The sequence below is a fragment of the Streptomyces sp. NPDC054783 genome (assembly GCF_053611725.1).
Genome location: NZ_JBSHAY010000013.1, coordinates 137,150 through 151,826 on the forward strand (window position 1 = coordinate 137,150; position 14,677 = coordinate 151,826).

Annotated in this window: 15 protein-coding genes; 8 read left to right on the forward strand and 7 right to left on the reverse strand. The window is 73.2% G+C overall.

The features are described 5' to 3' along the window. Window positions 1–66: 66 nt before the first annotated feature. From ACWGJ5_RS23410 to lgt, 7 genes are all read left to right on the forward strand, one after another. Entirely contained in the window at window positions 67–474 is a 408-nt protein-coding gene (locus ACWGJ5_RS23410) for a DUF2752 domain-containing protein (protein WP_453311700.1), read from the forward strand. Window positions 475–610: 136 nt separating this feature from the next. After that, window positions 611–1,420 carry an indole-3-glycerol phosphate synthase TrpC gene (gene trpC / locus ACWGJ5_RS23415; RefSeq protein WP_453311618.1) on the forward strand — a complete coding sequence of 270 codons (810 nt, stop codon included), beginning with the start codon at window positions 611–613 and terminating at the stop codon, window positions 1,418–1,420. A 21-nt stretch (window positions 1,421–1,441) separates the two neighbouring features. Beyond that, window positions 1,442–1,666: a tryptophan biosynthesis modulator TrpM gene (trpM, locus tag ACWGJ5_RS23420; protein WP_453311619.1), complete on the forward strand. Its 225-nt coding sequence runs from the start codon at window positions 1,442–1,444 to the stop codon at window positions 1,664–1,666. Between the two features lie 79 nt (window positions 1,667–1,745). After that, window positions 1,746–3,029, forward strand: a complete 1,284-nt coding sequence (trpB, locus tag ACWGJ5_RS23425) for a tryptophan synthase subunit beta (RefSeq protein ID WP_453311620.1) — start codon at window positions 1,746–1,748, stop codon at window positions 3,027–3,029. Next, a complete protein-coding gene (gene trpA, locus ACWGJ5_RS23430) occupies window positions 3,026–3,844 on the forward strand; it encodes a tryptophan synthase subunit alpha (protein ID WP_453311621.1) in 819 nt (272 codons plus the stop codon). The genes trpB and trpA overlap by 4 nt, the downstream gene beginning before the upstream one ends. Before the next feature lie 129 nt (window positions 3,845–3,973). Then, window positions 3,974–4,750: a DsbA family protein gene (locus tag ACWGJ5_RS23435; protein WP_453311622.1), complete on the forward strand. Its 777-nt coding sequence runs from the start codon at window positions 3,974–3,976 to the stop codon at window positions 4,748–4,750. 101 nt (window positions 4,751–4,851) lie between these two features. Continuing rightward, window positions 4,852–5,853, forward strand: coding sequence for a prolipoprotein diacylglyceryl transferase (lgt, locus tag ACWGJ5_RS23440; protein ID WP_453311623.1), 1,002 nt, complete (start codon window positions 4,852–4,854; stop codon window positions 5,851–5,853). 58 nt (window positions 5,854–5,911) lie between these two features. Here lgt and ACWGJ5_RS23445 read toward each other — a convergent pair whose 3' ends face one another. Genes ACWGJ5_RS23445 through ACWGJ5_RS23475 form a run of 7 tightly spaced genes read right to left on the reverse strand, consistent with a single transcriptional unit; the run spans window position 5,912 to window position 13,665 of the window. Continuing rightward, complete coding sequence (locus ACWGJ5_RS23445; protein ID WP_453311624.1) at window positions 5,912–6,724, reverse strand: HpcH/HpaI aldolase/citrate lyase family protein; 813 nt, start codon at window positions 6,722–6,724, stop codon at window positions 5,912–5,914. Further along, the gene (locus ACWGJ5_RS23450) at window positions 6,721–7,917 is read right to left on the reverse strand and encodes a CaiB/BaiF CoA transferase family protein (RefSeq protein ID WP_453311625.1); all 1,197 of its coding nucleotides are present in this window, start codon (window positions 7,915–7,917) and stop codon (window positions 6,721–6,723) included. Before ACWGJ5_RS23450 ends, ACWGJ5_RS23445 begins: the two co-directional genes overlap by 4 nt. 10 nt (window positions 7,918–7,927) lie before the next feature. After that, window positions 7,928–8,821, reverse strand: a complete 894-nt coding sequence (rbsK, locus tag ACWGJ5_RS23455; RefSeq protein ID WP_453311626.1) for a ribokinase — start codon at window positions 8,819–8,821, stop codon at window positions 7,928–7,930. Then, entirely contained in the window at window positions 8,818–10,200 is a 1,383-nt protein-coding gene (locus tag ACWGJ5_RS23460) for an ADP-ribosylglycohydrolase family protein (RefSeq protein WP_453311627.1), read from the reverse strand. Before ACWGJ5_RS23460 ends, rbsK begins: the two co-directional genes overlap by 4 nt. Beyond that, entirely contained in the window at window positions 10,188–11,381 is a 1,194-nt protein-coding gene (locus ACWGJ5_RS23465) for an ADP-ribosylglycohydrolase family protein (protein WP_453311701.1), read from the reverse strand. The genes ACWGJ5_RS23460 and ACWGJ5_RS23465 overlap by 13 nt, the downstream gene beginning before the upstream one ends. A gap of 17 nt (window positions 11,382–11,398) precedes the next feature. Beyond that, window positions 11,399–12,517 carry an ADP-ribosylglycohydrolase family protein gene (locus tag ACWGJ5_RS23470; RefSeq protein WP_453311628.1) on the reverse strand — a complete coding sequence of 373 codons (1,119 nt, stop codon included), beginning with the start codon at window positions 12,515–12,517 and terminating at the stop codon, window positions 11,399–11,401. Next, window positions 12,514–13,665: an ADP-ribosylglycohydrolase family protein gene (locus ACWGJ5_RS23475; RefSeq protein WP_453311629.1), complete on the reverse strand. Its 1,152-nt coding sequence runs from the start codon at window positions 13,663–13,665 to the stop codon at window positions 12,514–12,516. The genes ACWGJ5_RS23470 and ACWGJ5_RS23475 overlap by 4 nt, the downstream gene beginning before the upstream one ends. Window positions 13,666–13,922: 257 nt before the next feature. On the opposite strand from ACWGJ5_RS23475, the gene ACWGJ5_RS23480 reads away from it, so the two are divergent. Further along, entirely contained in the window at window positions 13,923–14,654 is a 732-nt protein-coding gene (locus ACWGJ5_RS23480) for a VIT1/CCC1 transporter family protein (protein WP_228622628.1), read from the forward strand. The last annotated feature ends 23 nt before the right edge of the window (window positions 14,655–14,677 follow it).

Genomic DNA, 14,677 nt, shown 5'->3' on the forward strand with positions numbered 1-14,677 from the left:
GCCGAGAGCAGCACGGTCGCGCCCACCGCCCCGTACCCGGTCGCGCCGACCACCCCGTACCCGGCCGTGCCACCGGGCCCGGCGTGGCGGCGGCTCGCCGTCCCCGCAGGGCTGTTCGTGGCCGTGGCCGGGGCCTTCGCGTACGTGGGCGCCGTCGACCCGAACGAACCCGGTCACTACCCCGTCTGCCCGCTGTACCGGCTCACCGGCCTGTACTGCCCCGGCTGCGGCGGACTGCGCAGCGCGCACGCCTTCGTCCACGGTGACCTGCTCACCGCGCTGCGGGACAACGCGCTCGGCGTGGCCGCCTACCTGGGCTTCGCGGCGCTGTGGACCGTATGGGTGGTGCACGCCGTACGCGGTCGGCCGGTGCGGCTGGAACCGCGGCCGGCGCACCTGTGGGCGATCGGCGCGTTGCTGCTGGTGTTCACGGTCGTCCGGAACCTGCCGTCGGGAGGCTGGCTGCATCCTTGACCACAACCCGGGAACGTCCAGCTGATGGGACCGGCGTCCACCGGATGCGAGGGGTCCGCGCTCCTGCGGATACCATCGCAGTGACCACGGGTTTTCAAAACCTGAAGGAACCACCGTCTGAAAGGGGGCCGCTCGCGTGAGTGTGCTCGACGAGATCATCGACGGAGTCCGTGCCGACCTCGCGGAGCGGCAGGCACGCGTCAGCCTCGACGAGCTCAAGGAGCGCGCGGCCAAGGCTCCCGCCGCCAAGGACGGGGTGGCCGCGCTCAAGGGCGACGGCGTCAAGGTGATCTGCGAGGTCAAGCGCTCGAGCCCCTCCAAGGGCGCGCTGGCCGCGATCGCCGACCCGGCCGGGCTGGCCGCGGACTACGAGGCGGGCGGTGCGGCCGTCATCTCGGTCCTCACCGAACAGCGCCGCTTCGGCGGCTCGCTCGCCGACCTGGAGGCGGTCCGCGCGCGCGTGGACATCCCGGTGCTCCGCAAGGACTTCATCGTCACGTCGTACCAGCTGTGGGAGGCCCGGGCGTACGGCGCCGACCTCGCGCTGCTGATCGTGGCCGCCCTGGACCAGCCGGCCCTGGAGTCGCTGATCGAGCGCGCGGTGTCGATCGGGCTCACCCCGCTCGTCGAGGTGCACGACGAGGACGAGGTGGAGCGGGCCGTGGACGCGGGCGCCAAGGTCATCGGCGTCAACGCGCGCAACCTGAAGACGCTGGAGGTCGACCGCGGCACGTTCGAGCGGGTCGCGCCGGAGATCCCGGACCACGTCGTCAAGGTCGCCGAGTCCGGTGTCCGTGGCCCGCACGACCTGATCGCATACGCCAACGCCGGCGCCGACGCGGTCCTGGTCGGCGAGTCCCTGGTCACCGGGCGCGACCCCAGGACCGCCGTCGCCGACCTGGTCGCCGCGGGTGAACATCCCGCGCTGCGGCACGGGCGGGGCTGATCACCCGGTAGGCTGATCCCGATGACTCTCACCGTGACGACCGTCGACCGGTACGCCCGCCTGGCGCGAGGCTGCCGCCCGAGGGGCTGCCGCGCCCCGGCGAGGCGCGTCCACGGTCGTCGCGTGCGTTACGTCATCGGTGACGAACCCGGGCAGGTGAACGGACGTCGATGGCAGCGCCCCGTCAGGGGCGCGGAGCTCTGTTCGATGAGCGGCTACCGCTGCGCGGGCGCGAGAGGCCACTGACGGCCCGCAGTCAACGGACAAATCCCCGCCCCCACGGCGAATAGTGTTTTTTCACACGCACTCACCGTGAGGTTTCGGCATGCCCAGCAACTTCTTCTTCCCTGACCCACAGGGTCAGGTCCCCACGGCCGAAGGCTACTTCGGCGTGTTCGGCGGCAAGTTCATCCCGGAGGCCCTCGTCGCCGCCGTGGACGAGGTGGCCGTCGAGTACGACAAGGCCAAGCACGACCCCGAGTTCGCCCGCGAGCTCGACGACCTGATGGTCAACTACACCGGCCGCCCCAGTTCCCTCACCGAGGTCCCGCGCTTTGCCGCGGAAGCGGGCGGTGCCCGGGTGTTCCTCAAGCGCGAGGACCTCAACCACACCGGCTCCCACAAGATCAACAACGTCCTCGGCCAGGCACTGCTCACCAAGCGGATGGGCAAGACCCGGGTCATCGCCGAGACGGGCGCCGGCCAGCACGGCGTCGCGACCGCCACCGCCTGCGCCCTCTTCGGCCTCGACTGCACCATCTACATGGGCGAGGTCGACACCAGGCGCCAGGCCCTGAACGTGGCCCGCATGCGCATGCTCGGCGCCGAGGTCGTCTCCGTGAAGTCCGGCAGCCGCACCCTGAAGGACGCCATCAACGAGGCGTTCCGCGACTGGGTCGCGAACGTCGACCACACCCACTACCTGTTCGGTACGGTCGCCGGCCCGCACCCCTTCCCCGCCATGGTCCGCGACTTCCACCGGGTCATCGGCGTCGAGGCCCGCCGCCAGCTGCTGGAGCGCGCCGGGCGCCTCCCGGACGCCGCCATCGCCTGCGTCGGCGGCGGCTCCAACGCCATCGGCCTCTTCCACGCCTTCATCCCCGACGAGGGCGTCCGGCTCATCGGCTGCGAGCCCGCCGGGCACGGCATCGAGACCGGCGAGCACGCGGCCACCCTGACCGCGGGCGAGCCGGGCATCCTGCACGGTTCCCGCTCGTACGTCCTGCAGGACGACGAGGGCCAGATCACCGAGCCGTACTCCATCTCGGCCGGTCTGGACTACCCGGGCATCGGCCCGGAGCACTCCTACCTCAAGGACTCCGGCCGCGGCGAGTACCGCGCGATCACCGACGACGCGGCCATGCAGGCGCTGCGTCTGCTGTCCCGCACCGAGGGCATCATCCCGGCCATCGAGAGCGCCCACGCCCTCGCCGGCGCCCTGGAGGTCGGCAGGGAGCTGGGCAAGGACGGCCTGATCGTCGTCAACCTGTCCGGCCGCGGCGACAAGGACATGGACACCGCCGCCCGCTACTTCGGCCTGTACGACACCGACGCCGAGGTGGCCGCCGACGAAGCCGACACCGCCGAGATCGAGGGGGACGCCAAGTGAGCGGGAACATCCAGCTGCTGTCGGACACCCTGGCCGCCGCCGAGGCGGAGGGCCGCTCCGCGCTCATCGCCTACCTACCGGCCGGGTTCCCGACCGTGGACGGCGGCATCGAGGCGATCAAGGCCGCCTTCGACGGCGGGGCGGACGTAGTCGAGGTGGGCCTGCCGCACAGCGACCCCGTCCTCGACGGCCCGGTCATCCAGACCGCCGACGACATCGCCCTGCGTGGCGGGGTCAGGATCGCCGACGTGATGCGTACGGTGCGCGAGACCTACGCGGCGACCGGCAAGCCGGTGCTCGTCATGACCTACTGGAACCCCATCGACCGCTACGGCGTCGAGCGGTTCACCGCCGAGCTGGCCGAGGCGGGCGGCGCGGGCTGCATCCTGCCCGACCTGCCCGTCCAGGAGTCGGCGCTGTGGCGGGAGCACGCCGAGAAGCACGGTCTCGCGACCGTCTTCGTGGTGGCGCCGAGCAGCAGGGACGAGCGGCTCGCCCAGATCACCGCGGCGGGCAGCGGCTTCGTCTACGCGGCCTCCCTGATGGGCGTCACCGGCACCCGCGAATCCGTCGGCGCGCAGGCCCAGAACCTGGTCGAGCGCACCCGCGCCACCGGCACCGAGCTGCCCGTCTGCGTCGGACTCGGCGTCTCCAACAGCGCCCAGGCCGCCGAGGTCGCCGGCTTCGCCGACGGCGTCATCGTCGGCTCGGCGTTCGTGAAGCGGATGCTCGACGCCCCGGACCACGCCGCCGGCGTGGCGGCGGTCCGCGAGCTGGCCGGAGAGCTGGCGAAGGGCGTGCGCGGACAGGCGTGAAGTGCGTTACCGTCCGTAACTAGACGTAAGAATCGACTGCGGTCAGTCACAACGGACGATTCGGTCACTCGAACGGGTGGACCTGGGACCGGGGAGGCGCGCTGCGCCTCCCCGGTTCGTTCTGGGGGTGTGAGCGAGAAGAACCGTGACGGAAAGCGCACCGCCAGGGAGCGGCTGGCGGTCGAGCGCGAGAAGCAGAAGGCCTCGGAGAAGCGACGGCGCACGCTGATCGTGGGCGCGAGCATCGTCTGCGTCCTGGGCCTTGCGGCGGTGATCGGCGTCATCGCCGCGAACACCGGCAAGAACAAGGGCAGCAACAAGGCGGGCCCGGTCGTGGCGCCCTCGGGCGCGCAGGGCAAGGACGCCCTCGCGATCCCGGTGGGCAAGGACAGCGCCAAGTCGACGCTCACCGTCTGGGAGGACATGCGCTGCCCGGCCTGCCAGGCCTTCGAGATCACCTACCGCCCGACGCTCCACCAACTGGTCGACTCCGGCAAGCTCAGAATCGAGTACCACCTGGTCCGGCTGATCGACGGCAACCTTGCGGGCACCGGCTCGCTGCGCGGCGCCAACGCCGTGGCCTGCGCCCAGGACGCCGGAAAGTTCCGCGACTACCACGACGTGCTGTTCGCGAACCAGCCCAAGGAGACGGACGACGCGTACAGCGACAACGCCAAGCTGATCGACCTGGCCGGCAAGGTCGGCGGCCTGGACACCCCCGCCTTCCAGAAGTGCGTCAAGGACGGCACCCACGACAGCTGGGTGAACAAGTCCCACAAGGCCTTCCAGACCGGAGGCTTCAGCTCCACGCCCACGGTCCTGCTCGGCGGGAAGAACATCTACCAGAACCAGACCCTGACCCCGGCCAAGCTCAAGCAGATGGTGGAGGCGGCCGACCACGGGTAAGGATCTTCCTTCCGCGCCCGTTTTTCTCACGCCCCCGTTATGGACCCGTAGCCGGGCTGCTTGCCGTCCCCACGGCCCGGCACGGTAGCGTCGGACTTGCCATGGAACTTGCCTACATTCCCAGCCCGTCGCGCGGGGTGCTGTATCTCGGCCCCATCCCGCTGCGCGGCTACGCCTTCTGCATCATCATCGGTGTCTTCGTCGCCGTCTGGCTCGGCAACAAGCGCTGGATCGCCCGCGGCGGTCGTGCCGGCACCGTCGCCGACATCGCGGTCTGGGCTGTGCCGTTCGGCCTGGTCGGCGGCCGGCTCTACCACGTGATCACGGACTACGAGCTGTACTTCAGCCCCGGCCGTGACTGGGTGGACGCCTTCAAGGTGTGGCAGGGCGGCCTCGGCATCTGGGGCGCGATCGCGCTCGGCGCACTCGGCGCGTGGATCGGCGCGCGCCGCCGGGGGATCCCCATGCCCGCGTACGCCGACGCCGTCGCGCCCGGTATCGCCTTCGCGCAGGCCATCGGCCGCTGGGGCAACTGGTTCAACCAGGAGCTGTACGGCCGCGAGACGCATGTTCCCTGGGCCCTGCACATCACCTCCTCCGAGGGCGGCCGGGTGCCGGGCTACTACCACCCGACCTTCCTGTACGAGTCCCTGTGGTGCGTCGGCGTGGCGCTGCTGGTCATCTGGGCCGACCGCCGCTTCAAGCTGGGCCATGGCCGGGCGTTCGCCCTGTACGTCGCCGCGTACTGCGTCGGCCGCGGCTGGATCGAGTACATGCGCGTGGACGACGCGCACCACATCCTGGGCCTCCGCCTGAACGACTGGACCGCGCTGATCGTCTTCCTGCTGGCGGTGACGTACATCGTGGTGTCGTCGAAGATGCGGCCTGGCAGGGAAGCCGTCGTCGAGCCGGGTGTCTCCGACGGTCCGGCAGAGGGTACGGAAGGCGAGGGTACGGAAGGCGAGGGTACGGAAGGCGCCGACGAGGCCGAGGACAAGGCCGCGGACAAGGCCGAGGACAACGCCGAGGACAACGCCGAGCCGGAGGCCGCGGAGGCCGTGGAGGCGAAGGACGAGGCCGAGTCGGCCACCAAGAAGAGCTGACGCTGGTTCACGGCACCGAGGGCGCCCGGAGATCTTTCCGGGCGCCCTCGGCGTGCAACTAGTTCCTGCACGCCAGCGACAGGGTGCGCCGGGCCATGGCCACCACCGCCGCGTCGATGAAGCGGCCGTCGGGGAGGGCCTGGGCGCCCTCTCTCGTGGCCGCTGCCTTGAGGATCGTTTCCGCGTGTTCGATCTCCTCCGGAGTGGGCAGGTAGGCCCGTTCGATCACCGGCAGCTGGCGGGGATGGATCGCGGCGCGGCCCAGGAAGCCGAGGGAACGGCCGTGGGCGCAGGAGGCGGCGAGGCCGTCCAGATCGCGGATGTCGGGGTGGACCGACTGGGGCGGTGGCGCGAGGCCGGCCGCGCGGGCGGCGACGATCACCCGGGAGCGCGGCCAGTCGAGGCCCGCGCCGGCCCGTACCCCCAAGTCGGCCCGCAGGTCCGCCTCACCGAGCGCGATGCCCCGCAGGGCGGGGTGGGCGGTGGCGATGGCGTAGGCGCGCTCGATGCCGAGGGCCGTCTCCAGCAGGGCGTACAGCGGCACGGGGGTGGCCACGGCGACCTGGCCGATCTCGGCCGGACCGGTCACCTTGGGCAGCCGCAGGCCCGCCAGGCCGGGGACTGCGGCCAGGGCGGCCAGGTCACCGGCGGACCAGGGGCTGTCCAGCGCGTTCACGCGGACGTGGACCGGGACCGGCGGGGGATCGGTGAGCAGCTCGGCCGTGGCCGCACGGGCGTACTCCTTGCGGCCCGGCGCGACGGCGTCCTCCAGGTCGATCACCACCACGTCGGCACCCGCCGCCAGCGCCTTGGCGACCACGGGCGGGCGGTCGCCGGGGACGTACAGCCAGGTGAGCGGGTGCGCGGTCACCGGGCGCCCTCCTCGCGCAGGGCGCGCAGCTCGGCCGGGGTGAGGCCCAGCTCGGTGAGCACGGCCTCGGTGTCGGCGCCGTGCGGGCGGCCGGCCCAGCGGATCGCGCCGGGCGTCGCGGAGAGCCGGAAGAGGACGTTCTGCATGCGCAGCGGGCCCAGCTCGGGGTCGTCGACGGTGGTGACCGTGTGCAGTGCCTGGTACTGGGGGTCGGTCAGGACGTCCCGGACGTCCTGGACCGGGGCCACCGCCGCCTCCGCCTTCTCGAAGGCCGCGACGACCTCGGCGCGGGTGCGGGCGGCGATCCAGGAGCCGACCGCCTGGTCCAGGACGTCGGCGTGGGCGGCGCGGTCCGCGCCGGTGGCGAACCACGGCTCCTCGGTCAGCTCCGGGCGGCCCACCAGGCGTATCACCCGCTCCGCGACCGACTGCGCGGAGGTGGAGACGGCGACCCAGTGTCCGTCGGCGGTGCGGTAGGTGTTGCGCGGCGCGTTGTTCGCGGAGCGGTTGCCGGTGCGTTCCTGGACGTGGCCGAGCTGGTCGTACCAGGTCAGGTGGGGGCCGAGGACCGACAGGATCGGCTCGATGATCGCCATGTCGACGACCTGCCCGGCGCCGGTGCGCTCCCGCGCGGCCAGCGCGGTGAGCACGGCGAAGGCGGTCGCCAGGCCCGCGACCGAGTCCGCGAGCCCGAAGGGCGGGAGGGTGGGCGGCGCGTCCGGCTCGCCGGTGATCGCGGCGAAGCCGCTCATCGCCTCGGCGAGCGTGCCGAAGCCGGGGCGGTGTGCGTACGGCCCGAACTGGCCGAAGGCCGTCACCCGGGCGAGGACCAGCCGGGGGTTGGCGGCGGCCAGCTCCGCCCAGCCCAGCTCCCACCTCTCCAGGGTGCCCGGGCGGAAGTTCTCGATCACGACGTCGGCGGTGGCGGCGAGCCGGAGCAGAGCGGCACGGCCGCCGGGCCTGGACAGGTCCAGGGTGATGGCCCGCTTGTTGCGGCCGAGCACCTTCCACCACAGGCCGACACCGTGCTTGGCCGGGCCGTGCCCACGGGAGGGGTCGGGGCGCCGCGGATGCTCGACCTTGATCACCTCGGCGCCGAAGTCGCCGAGCAGTGTGGCGGCCATGGGGCCCGCGAACAGGGTGGCCAGGTCCAGCACCCGCAGACCGGCGAGGGGCGGTGTCGTCGTACTCATGCCTCGTACCTCATGCGGTGAACTGTGCGTCGATCTCCGGGCGGTACGGCATCGACACCGAGGCCCCGGCACGCTGGACCGAGATCGCCGCGGCGGCCGCCGCCCAGGACAGGGCCTCCCGCACCGGTTTCTCCTCGGCGAGGGCCACCGCGAGCGCGCCCACGAAGGTGTCACCGGCGCCCGTGGAGTCGACGGCGGTCACCTGAGGTGCCGGGATCACCAGCGGGTCGGTGCCCCGGGCCAGAAAGAGGCTGCCCGTGGCGCCCAGGGTGACGACGACCTCCGGCACCAGGTCCAGCAGGGCGGCGGCGGCCTCGCGCGGGTCGGTGCGGCCGGTGAGGGTGACCGCCTCGTACTCGTTGGGCACCAACAGGTCGGTGGCGGCGAGGAGTTCGGGCGGCAGCGGCCGGGCGGGCGACGGGGTGAGCACCGTACGGATCCCGTGCCGGCGCGCCGCCTGGGCGCCCGCGACGACCGCGGCCAGCGGGATCTCCAGCTGCAGCAGCAGGGCGTCGGCGGAGGCGATCAAACCCTCGTCGCCGGGGGAGAGGTGGTCGACGGTGCCGTTCGCGCCGGGGATGACGACGATGGAGTTGGCGCCTTCGTCGTCCACCACGATGTGCGCGGTGCCGGACGGGCCCTCCACCGTCCGCAGGAAGTCGGTGTCGACGCCCGAGTGTTCGAGGGTGTCGCGCAGCCGCAGGCCGAAGGCGTCGTTGCCGACCGCGCCGATCATCGAGACGGTGGCGCCGGCGCGGGCCGCGGCGATCGCCTGGTTGGATCCCTTGCCGCCGGGGATCGTGTGGAACTCCCGCCCCGTCACCGTCTCGCCGCGCTGCGGGGCCTTCGCGACATAGGTGACGAGGTCCATGTTCGTGCTGCCGAGGACGACGATGTGGGTCATGGGCGGGTCGCCTCCAGGTGGGTGAGATGGGCGAGGGTGTCGAAGCCGGTGCCGTCGAAGTCGGCGACGGTGGTGGCGAGCCGGTTCTTCAGCGGGGCCCGCCAGCGCTCGGGGAGCGCGGCGGGCTCGCCCGCGAGCAATCCCGCGATGCTGCCGGCCGTGGCGCCGTTGGAGTCCGTGTCCAGGCCGCCCGATACCGCACGGCAGACGGAGCCGGTGAAGTCGCCGTCCGCGTGCGTGAGGGCCGCGGTGAGCAGGGCGGTGTTGGGGATGGCGTGCACCCAGTGGTGGGCGGGGGAGTAGCGGGCGTGGAGCTCGTCCACGACGTCGTCGAAGTCCTCGTGGTACTCGGCCAGTCGGACGGCGTGGTCGACCGCCCCCGCGAGCCGGGAGCGGGGCGGGATCACCCGGCGGCCGGTGCGCAGGCAGGCGTGGACGTCTTGGCCCTGGGTGGCGGCGGTGGCGATGACGGCGGCTGTGAACATCGCCGCGTAGACGCCGTTGGCGGTGTGGGTGAGGACCGCGTCGCGGTGTGCCTGTTCGGCGGCGGCGGCCGGGTCGCCGGGGTTGGTCCAGCCGTGCATGTCGGCGCGGATCCGGGCGCCGATCCACTCGCGGAAGGGGTTGCGGTGGCGGGCGGTGTGCGGGGGTTCGATGCCGTTGAGGAGGTTGCGGTAGGCGAGGCGTTCGGCGGTGAAGGTACGGCCGGGCGGGAGTTCGTCCAGCCAGAGCCGGGCCACGTCCGCGGTGCTGAAGGTTCTTCCGTGACGGCGGAGGAGCAGGAGGTTCAGCAGGGGGTAGTTGAGGTCGTCGTCCTCCGGCATTCCGTCGATGTTCTCGGCCAGGGAGGTGGGGGCCGAGCGACGGTTCCAGGGATGCGCGGCGAGGAGGTCCTCCGGGACGCCCTGTGCCGTGAAGTACGTGCCGAGGGGCCAGTTGCCGGCTGCCCGGGCGAGGGCGCGGATGCCGTCGAGGGGGAGTTTTTCGACGGGTTTGCCGAGGAGACAGCCGATGGCTCTGCCGAGCCAGGCGGCTTCGAGTGCCTCCTGGGTCGGTGCCGGCCGGGTGTGGGTTTCACTTGCCCGCGCCGGCGGGTCCGGCCAGTTCGGGCACAGGGACTTGATGCGGGCCAGGTCGGTCGGCTCGTCGTGGGACAAGCCGCTGGGGAGGTCGGCCAGCTCGTCCAGGAGGTCTTCTGCCAGGAGGCGCAGATACCGCGAGACGCCGTGGGCGGACGCACCGGCTCGGTCCGGTGCGTCCGGGCCGCCCGCGGCCCGCCAGCGCGCCTCGATCGCCGACGGTTCCCGCCCGTCCAGGCGGGCCTGGCGGAGCTCGTGGCCGAGCAGGTCCTCCGGCTGGACCCAGGTCAGTCGGAGCATGCGGTGCCTCCGAGGGCCGTGAACGCCCGCTCGTGCGCGCGCCGCCGCCGTACGTCCCGTTCGAAGACCTCCCGCGCTACCTCGGCGAGCGTGCGGGCCGGCTCCCACAGGTCCAGCCGGCTGGCCTCCGCCACCGTCTTCGCCCAGTCCTCCGGGACGGCCGAGCCCAGGGCGCCCGCGAGGGCACCGGCCATCGTCGCGATCGAGTCGCAGTCGCGGCCGTAGTTGACCGCGCCGAGCACGGCGTGCCGGTAGTCGCCGCCGGAGACCAGCACCATGCCGAGGGCGATGGGCAGTTCCTCGATCGCGTGCAGCCGGGAGGGACGGCGGGCGGCCGGCGAGGGGGCGCGGTAGTCCGGGCCGACGGTGTCGTACGGGGCCACCGCCGCACGCAGCGGACGGAGTGCCGACTCGAAGTCGCTGTGGCCGCGGGCCACTTCGCAGACCTTCTCGATCGCCTCGCGCGTGCCGTCCTTCGCCAGCGACAGGCACGCGGTGACCACCGAGTCCGGGGTCGCGCCCGGGGCCGCGGCGGCGGCGACGGCCGCGGCGAGGACACCGGCCGCCTCACGGCCGTACGACGACTGGTGCGCACCGGCGATGTCCAGCGCCTCGGCGTAGGCGGCGGCCGGGTCGGCCGCGTTGACCAGGCCGACGGGGGCCATGTACATCGCCGCGCCGCAGTTGACGATGTTGCCGACGCCCGCCTCGCGGGGGTCGGCGTGGCCGTAGGCCAGCCGGGCCACGAGCCACTTCTCGGCGAGGAAGAGGCGGTGCAGCGGCAGGGTCTCGGTCTCCAGCTCCGGGATCCAGCGCGGGTTCGTCATCAGGTCCGGGACCAGGTGGTCGGCGATCGCGTAGGCGTCGAGGTGGTCGCGGACGCGGGCGTACACCCGGACCAGCGCATGCGTCATCAGGGTGTCGTCGGTGACGTGGCCGTCGCCCTTGTGGTAGGGGGCGAGGGGGCGGGCGGTGCGCCAGGCGTCGCCGTGCCAGGGGCCGACGACGCCGTGGACACGACCGCCGTGGCGCTCGGCGATCTGGTCGGGGGAGTACCCCTCGACCGGGCCGCCGAGGGCGTCGCCGACGGCGGCTCCCACGAGCGCCCCGGTGATCCGGTCGTCGAGACCGGGCAGGGATGATCGTCTGCTTTCTTCTTCTTTGAGTCCTTTGGACTCCATGGGCGTCATGCCCCGAATCATCCTCCTGGGCGGGCCGGTTGCGCGGCTTCCAGGAGTCCGGCGAGTTCCACCAGGTCGGTGTCGGCGAGGCGGGGCAGGGCGCAGCCGGACAGGGTGCGGCAGGCGTCCCGCCAGGTCTGGGGGATGGCCGCGCCGCCGCCGAGGGCTCCGGTGAGGGCGCCCGCGAGGGCGGGGGCGGAGTCGGCGACCCGGGACAGACAGGCGGCGGCGGGGACGGCCTCGGCGATACGGCCGTGGGCGGCGGTGGCCAGGGCGAGGGCGACCGGGACGGTCTCGGCGGCGGCGATGCCGTAGCTGTAGACGTGGTCCACGATCTGGTGCTCGAGGAGCGGGACGAGGGCGAAGGCGGAGTCGCTGTCCGCGGCGAGGGTGAGCGCGTGGCGGGCGTTGCGGCCGATCTCGGTGTCGGGCGGGAGTTCGGCGAGCGCGGCGGTCACGCAGGTGTGCGTCTGCGCGCCGGTGAGGGCGACCGCGAGGGCGGCGGCCATGGCGCGGGCGCCGTGCACGCCGTCGCCGTCCTGGGTGTAGCGGGCGTCGAACTCGGCGAGGGCGGCGGCGCGTTCGGGGTCGCCGGGGTGCGCGACGGCGAGGACGCAGGCGCGGACGCAGGCGGCGTCGTCGAAGTAGTGCGGGTTGTCGTGGCCGGTGGCGGGCGGGCGCAGGCCGGCGGCGAGGTTGCCGAGGCCGGCGCGGACGGAGATGCGGGCGCGCAGGGGGAGTACCGCGGACTCGATCTCGGGGGCGCGGTCCGCCGCGGCGGCGACCTCCGCGGCCACGGCGGTCCAGGTGAGGTCGATGGCGGCGCGGGTACGGCGCTCCCGGCTGAGGTCGCCGAGGGCGTCGTCGTCGCCGGCCCGCAGGACCGCCTCCGCGGCGAAGGCCGCCCACTCGGCGTCGTCGGAGGGGCCGAGGCGGAGGGGTTCGGGGGGTTGGTTGAGGGCGATCGGTACCGGGAGGGTGGTGGTGGCGTTCTGCTCGGCGAAGGTGTCCAGCTCGCGGGTGAGGCGGCGGGTCCACTCGGGCATACGGCTGGCTCGGTGCCGTGCGGCCGGCCAGCCGGCGGCGTCGCCCGCGGCGAGGCCCAGCAGGAGCCCCTCGACACGGCGCGCCGTCATGACTGACCCTCGCCGTCCGCCTGCCCGGCGTTCCCCGCCCCGACCAGGGGGCTCCGCTCCCTGGACCTCCCGTCGCCGACCCATCCGACCGGCTCGGTCGGACGAGAGGCGGGTGAGAGGGGCGGGGACGGTCTGGTCCCCCACTTCCCGCCCTCGCCCGGGACCAGTAGCTCGGCCACGTCCAGGACGTGGTGGCCCGCCATGGACGGCAGGCAGCGGCCGCGGGCGGGACCGATGGGGCCGGCCCAGTGGGCGGGGATCGCGGAGATGCCGTGGGTCGCGCCGGACAGGGCGCCGGCCACCGCCGCCGTCGTATCGGCGTCGCGGCCCATGTTGACGGCCGTCAGGACGGCCTGGACGAAGTCGCCGTCGGCCGCCGCGTACGCGCCGAAGGCCAGGGCCACGGCCTCGGGGGCCAGGTCGGTCCAGGGGTAGCCGCCGATGACGACCGCGGAGCGGACCGCGCGTTCGCCGCGGTGGGCGACGGCCGCCGCCCGGCGCAGGGAACGCGCCGTCCAGGAGTCCTCGGGGATCACCGCGAGGGCGGAGGCGATCACCACCGGAACCGGGGCGCCCGTCATCGCCGCCGCCACCCCCGCCGCGACCGCCTGGCCGCCGTAGATGCCCTCGCCCTCGTGGCTGACCGAACCGTCGATCGCCACCAGGCGGGCCGCTTCGGCGGGGCGGCCGGCGGCGAAGACGCCGAAGGGGGCCGCCCGCATGGCCAGACCGTCGCTCCAGGCGTGCCGGTGCTGGGCCGAGATGGGGGCGGCGAGGCCCCGGCGCAGGTTCTCCAGGGTGCCGCGCTCGCTGAAACCGGCGCCCCGGAAGGGGCCCTCGGCGCGGTCGGCGATCCACTCGTGCCAGGCCGCCTCCACATGCGCCGGAGTCAGCGCCGAGCCGTGCCGGGCGAGCAGCAGTCCGGAGAAGATCGCGTACTCCGTGTCGTCCGTGCCGCACGGAGTCTCGGCCACGTATCCCGTGATGCGGCCCCAACGGGCGCGGATCTCGGACGGCTTGAGGTTCTCCGCGGGCGCGCCCAGCGCGTCTCCGACGGCCAGGCCGAGCAGCGCGCCGCGGGCCCGGCCGCGGAGCCCGGTGGCGTCGTCGGGCGCCGGAACCGGGGGAGTGCAGGCGATCGATGCCATGGGCGGACTCCTTCGGGGCCGGGAACGCGCTTTGCGGATGTGTGCCACGGGGTGCGCCCCCGCGAGCCTCCACGAGTCGAAGTCACCCGCTTGGCAACTGAGCAAGATCATGCACGGATGAGCGCAAACGGGTAAAGCTGCAGGTTAGCCCAGCCTTTCCTTGCTGGCGGGAGCCGACGAAGGGGCGTAGGTTCAGTGGCGTCGAAAAGTAGAACTCGTCCAAAGTTAGCTTTGGCTAAGCTATCCGGGGGGCCCGCATGGCCATCATCGAGACCCAGGCCGCGCTGCACGAAGCGCACCGCGACAACCACACGCACCGCGATGTCAACGGCGGCTGGCTGCGCCCCGCCGTCTTCGGCGCCATGGACGGGCTCGTCTCCAACCTCGCCCTGATGACCGGTGTGGCCGGCGGATCCGTGAGTCAGCAGACCATTGTCATCACCGGGCTCGCCGGGCTGGCGGCGGGTGCCTTCTCCATGGCGGCCGGCGAGTACACCTCGGTCGCCTCCCAGCGGGAGCTGGTCGAGGCCGAGCTCGATGTCGAGCGCCGTGAGCTGCGCAAGCACCCGCAGGACGAGGAGGACGAGCTCGCGGCACTGTATGTCGCCCGGGGTGTGGAGCCCGCCCTGGCCCGGGAGGTCGCACGGCAGCTGTCCAAGGATCCCGAGCAGGCCCTGGAGATCCACGCCCGCGAGGAGCTGGGCATCGACCCCGGCGATCTGCCCTCGCCGCTGGTCGCCGCGGTCTCCTCCTTCGGGTCCTTCGCCCTCGGCGCCCTGCTGCCCGTACTGCCGTTCCTGCTCGGCGCGAGCGCACTGTGGCCCACCGTGCTGCTGGCCCTCGCCGGGCTCTTCGGCTGTGGTGCCGTGGTGGCCAAGGTGACCGCGCGGAGCTGGTGGTACAGCGGCCTCAGGCAGCTCGCGCTGGGCGGAGCGGCGGCCGGTGTGACGTACGCCCTGGGTACCCTGTTCGGAACGGCCGTAGGATAGCGCCGCCGGTACTTATGCGTTGG

Coding starts and splice junctions, on each gene's coding strand:
- trpB (WP_453311620.1), top strand. CDS start 1,746: ATGCCCAGCAACTTCTTCTTCCCTGACCCACAGGGTCAGGTCCCCACG.
- rbsK (WP_453311626.1), bottom strand. CDS start 8,821: ATGACCCACATCGTCGTCCTCGGCAGCACGAACATGGACCTCGTCACC.
- ACWGJ5_RS23470 (WP_453311628.1), bottom strand. CDS start 12,517: ATGACGGCGCGCCGTGTCGAGGGGCTCCTGCTGGGCCTCGCCGCGGGC.
- ACWGJ5_RS23450 (WP_453311625.1), bottom strand. CDS start 7,917: ATGAGTACGACGACACCGCCCCTCGCCGGTCTGCGGGTGCTGGACCTG.
- trpM (WP_453311619.1), top strand. CDS start 1,442: ATGACTCTCACCGTGACGACCGTCGACCGGTACGCCCGCCTGGCGCGA.
- ACWGJ5_RS23475 (WP_453311629.1), bottom strand. CDS start 13,665: ATGGCATCGATCGCCTGCACTCCCCCGGTTCCGGCGCCCGACGACGCC.
- ACWGJ5_RS23460 (WP_453311627.1), bottom strand. CDS start 10,200: ATGCTCCGACTGACCTGGGTCCAGCCGGAGGACCTGCTCGGCCACGAG.
- lgt (WP_453311623.1), top strand. CDS start 4,852: ATGGAACTTGCCTACATTCCCAGCCCGTCGCGCGGGGTGCTGTATCTC.
- ACWGJ5_RS23480 (WP_228622628.1), top strand. CDS start 13,923: ATGGCCATCATCGAGACCCAGGCCGCGCTGCACGAAGCGCACCGCGAC.
- ACWGJ5_RS23465 (WP_453311701.1), bottom strand. CDS start 11,381: ATGGAGTCCAAAGGACTCAAAGAAGAAGAAAGCAGACGATCATCCCTG.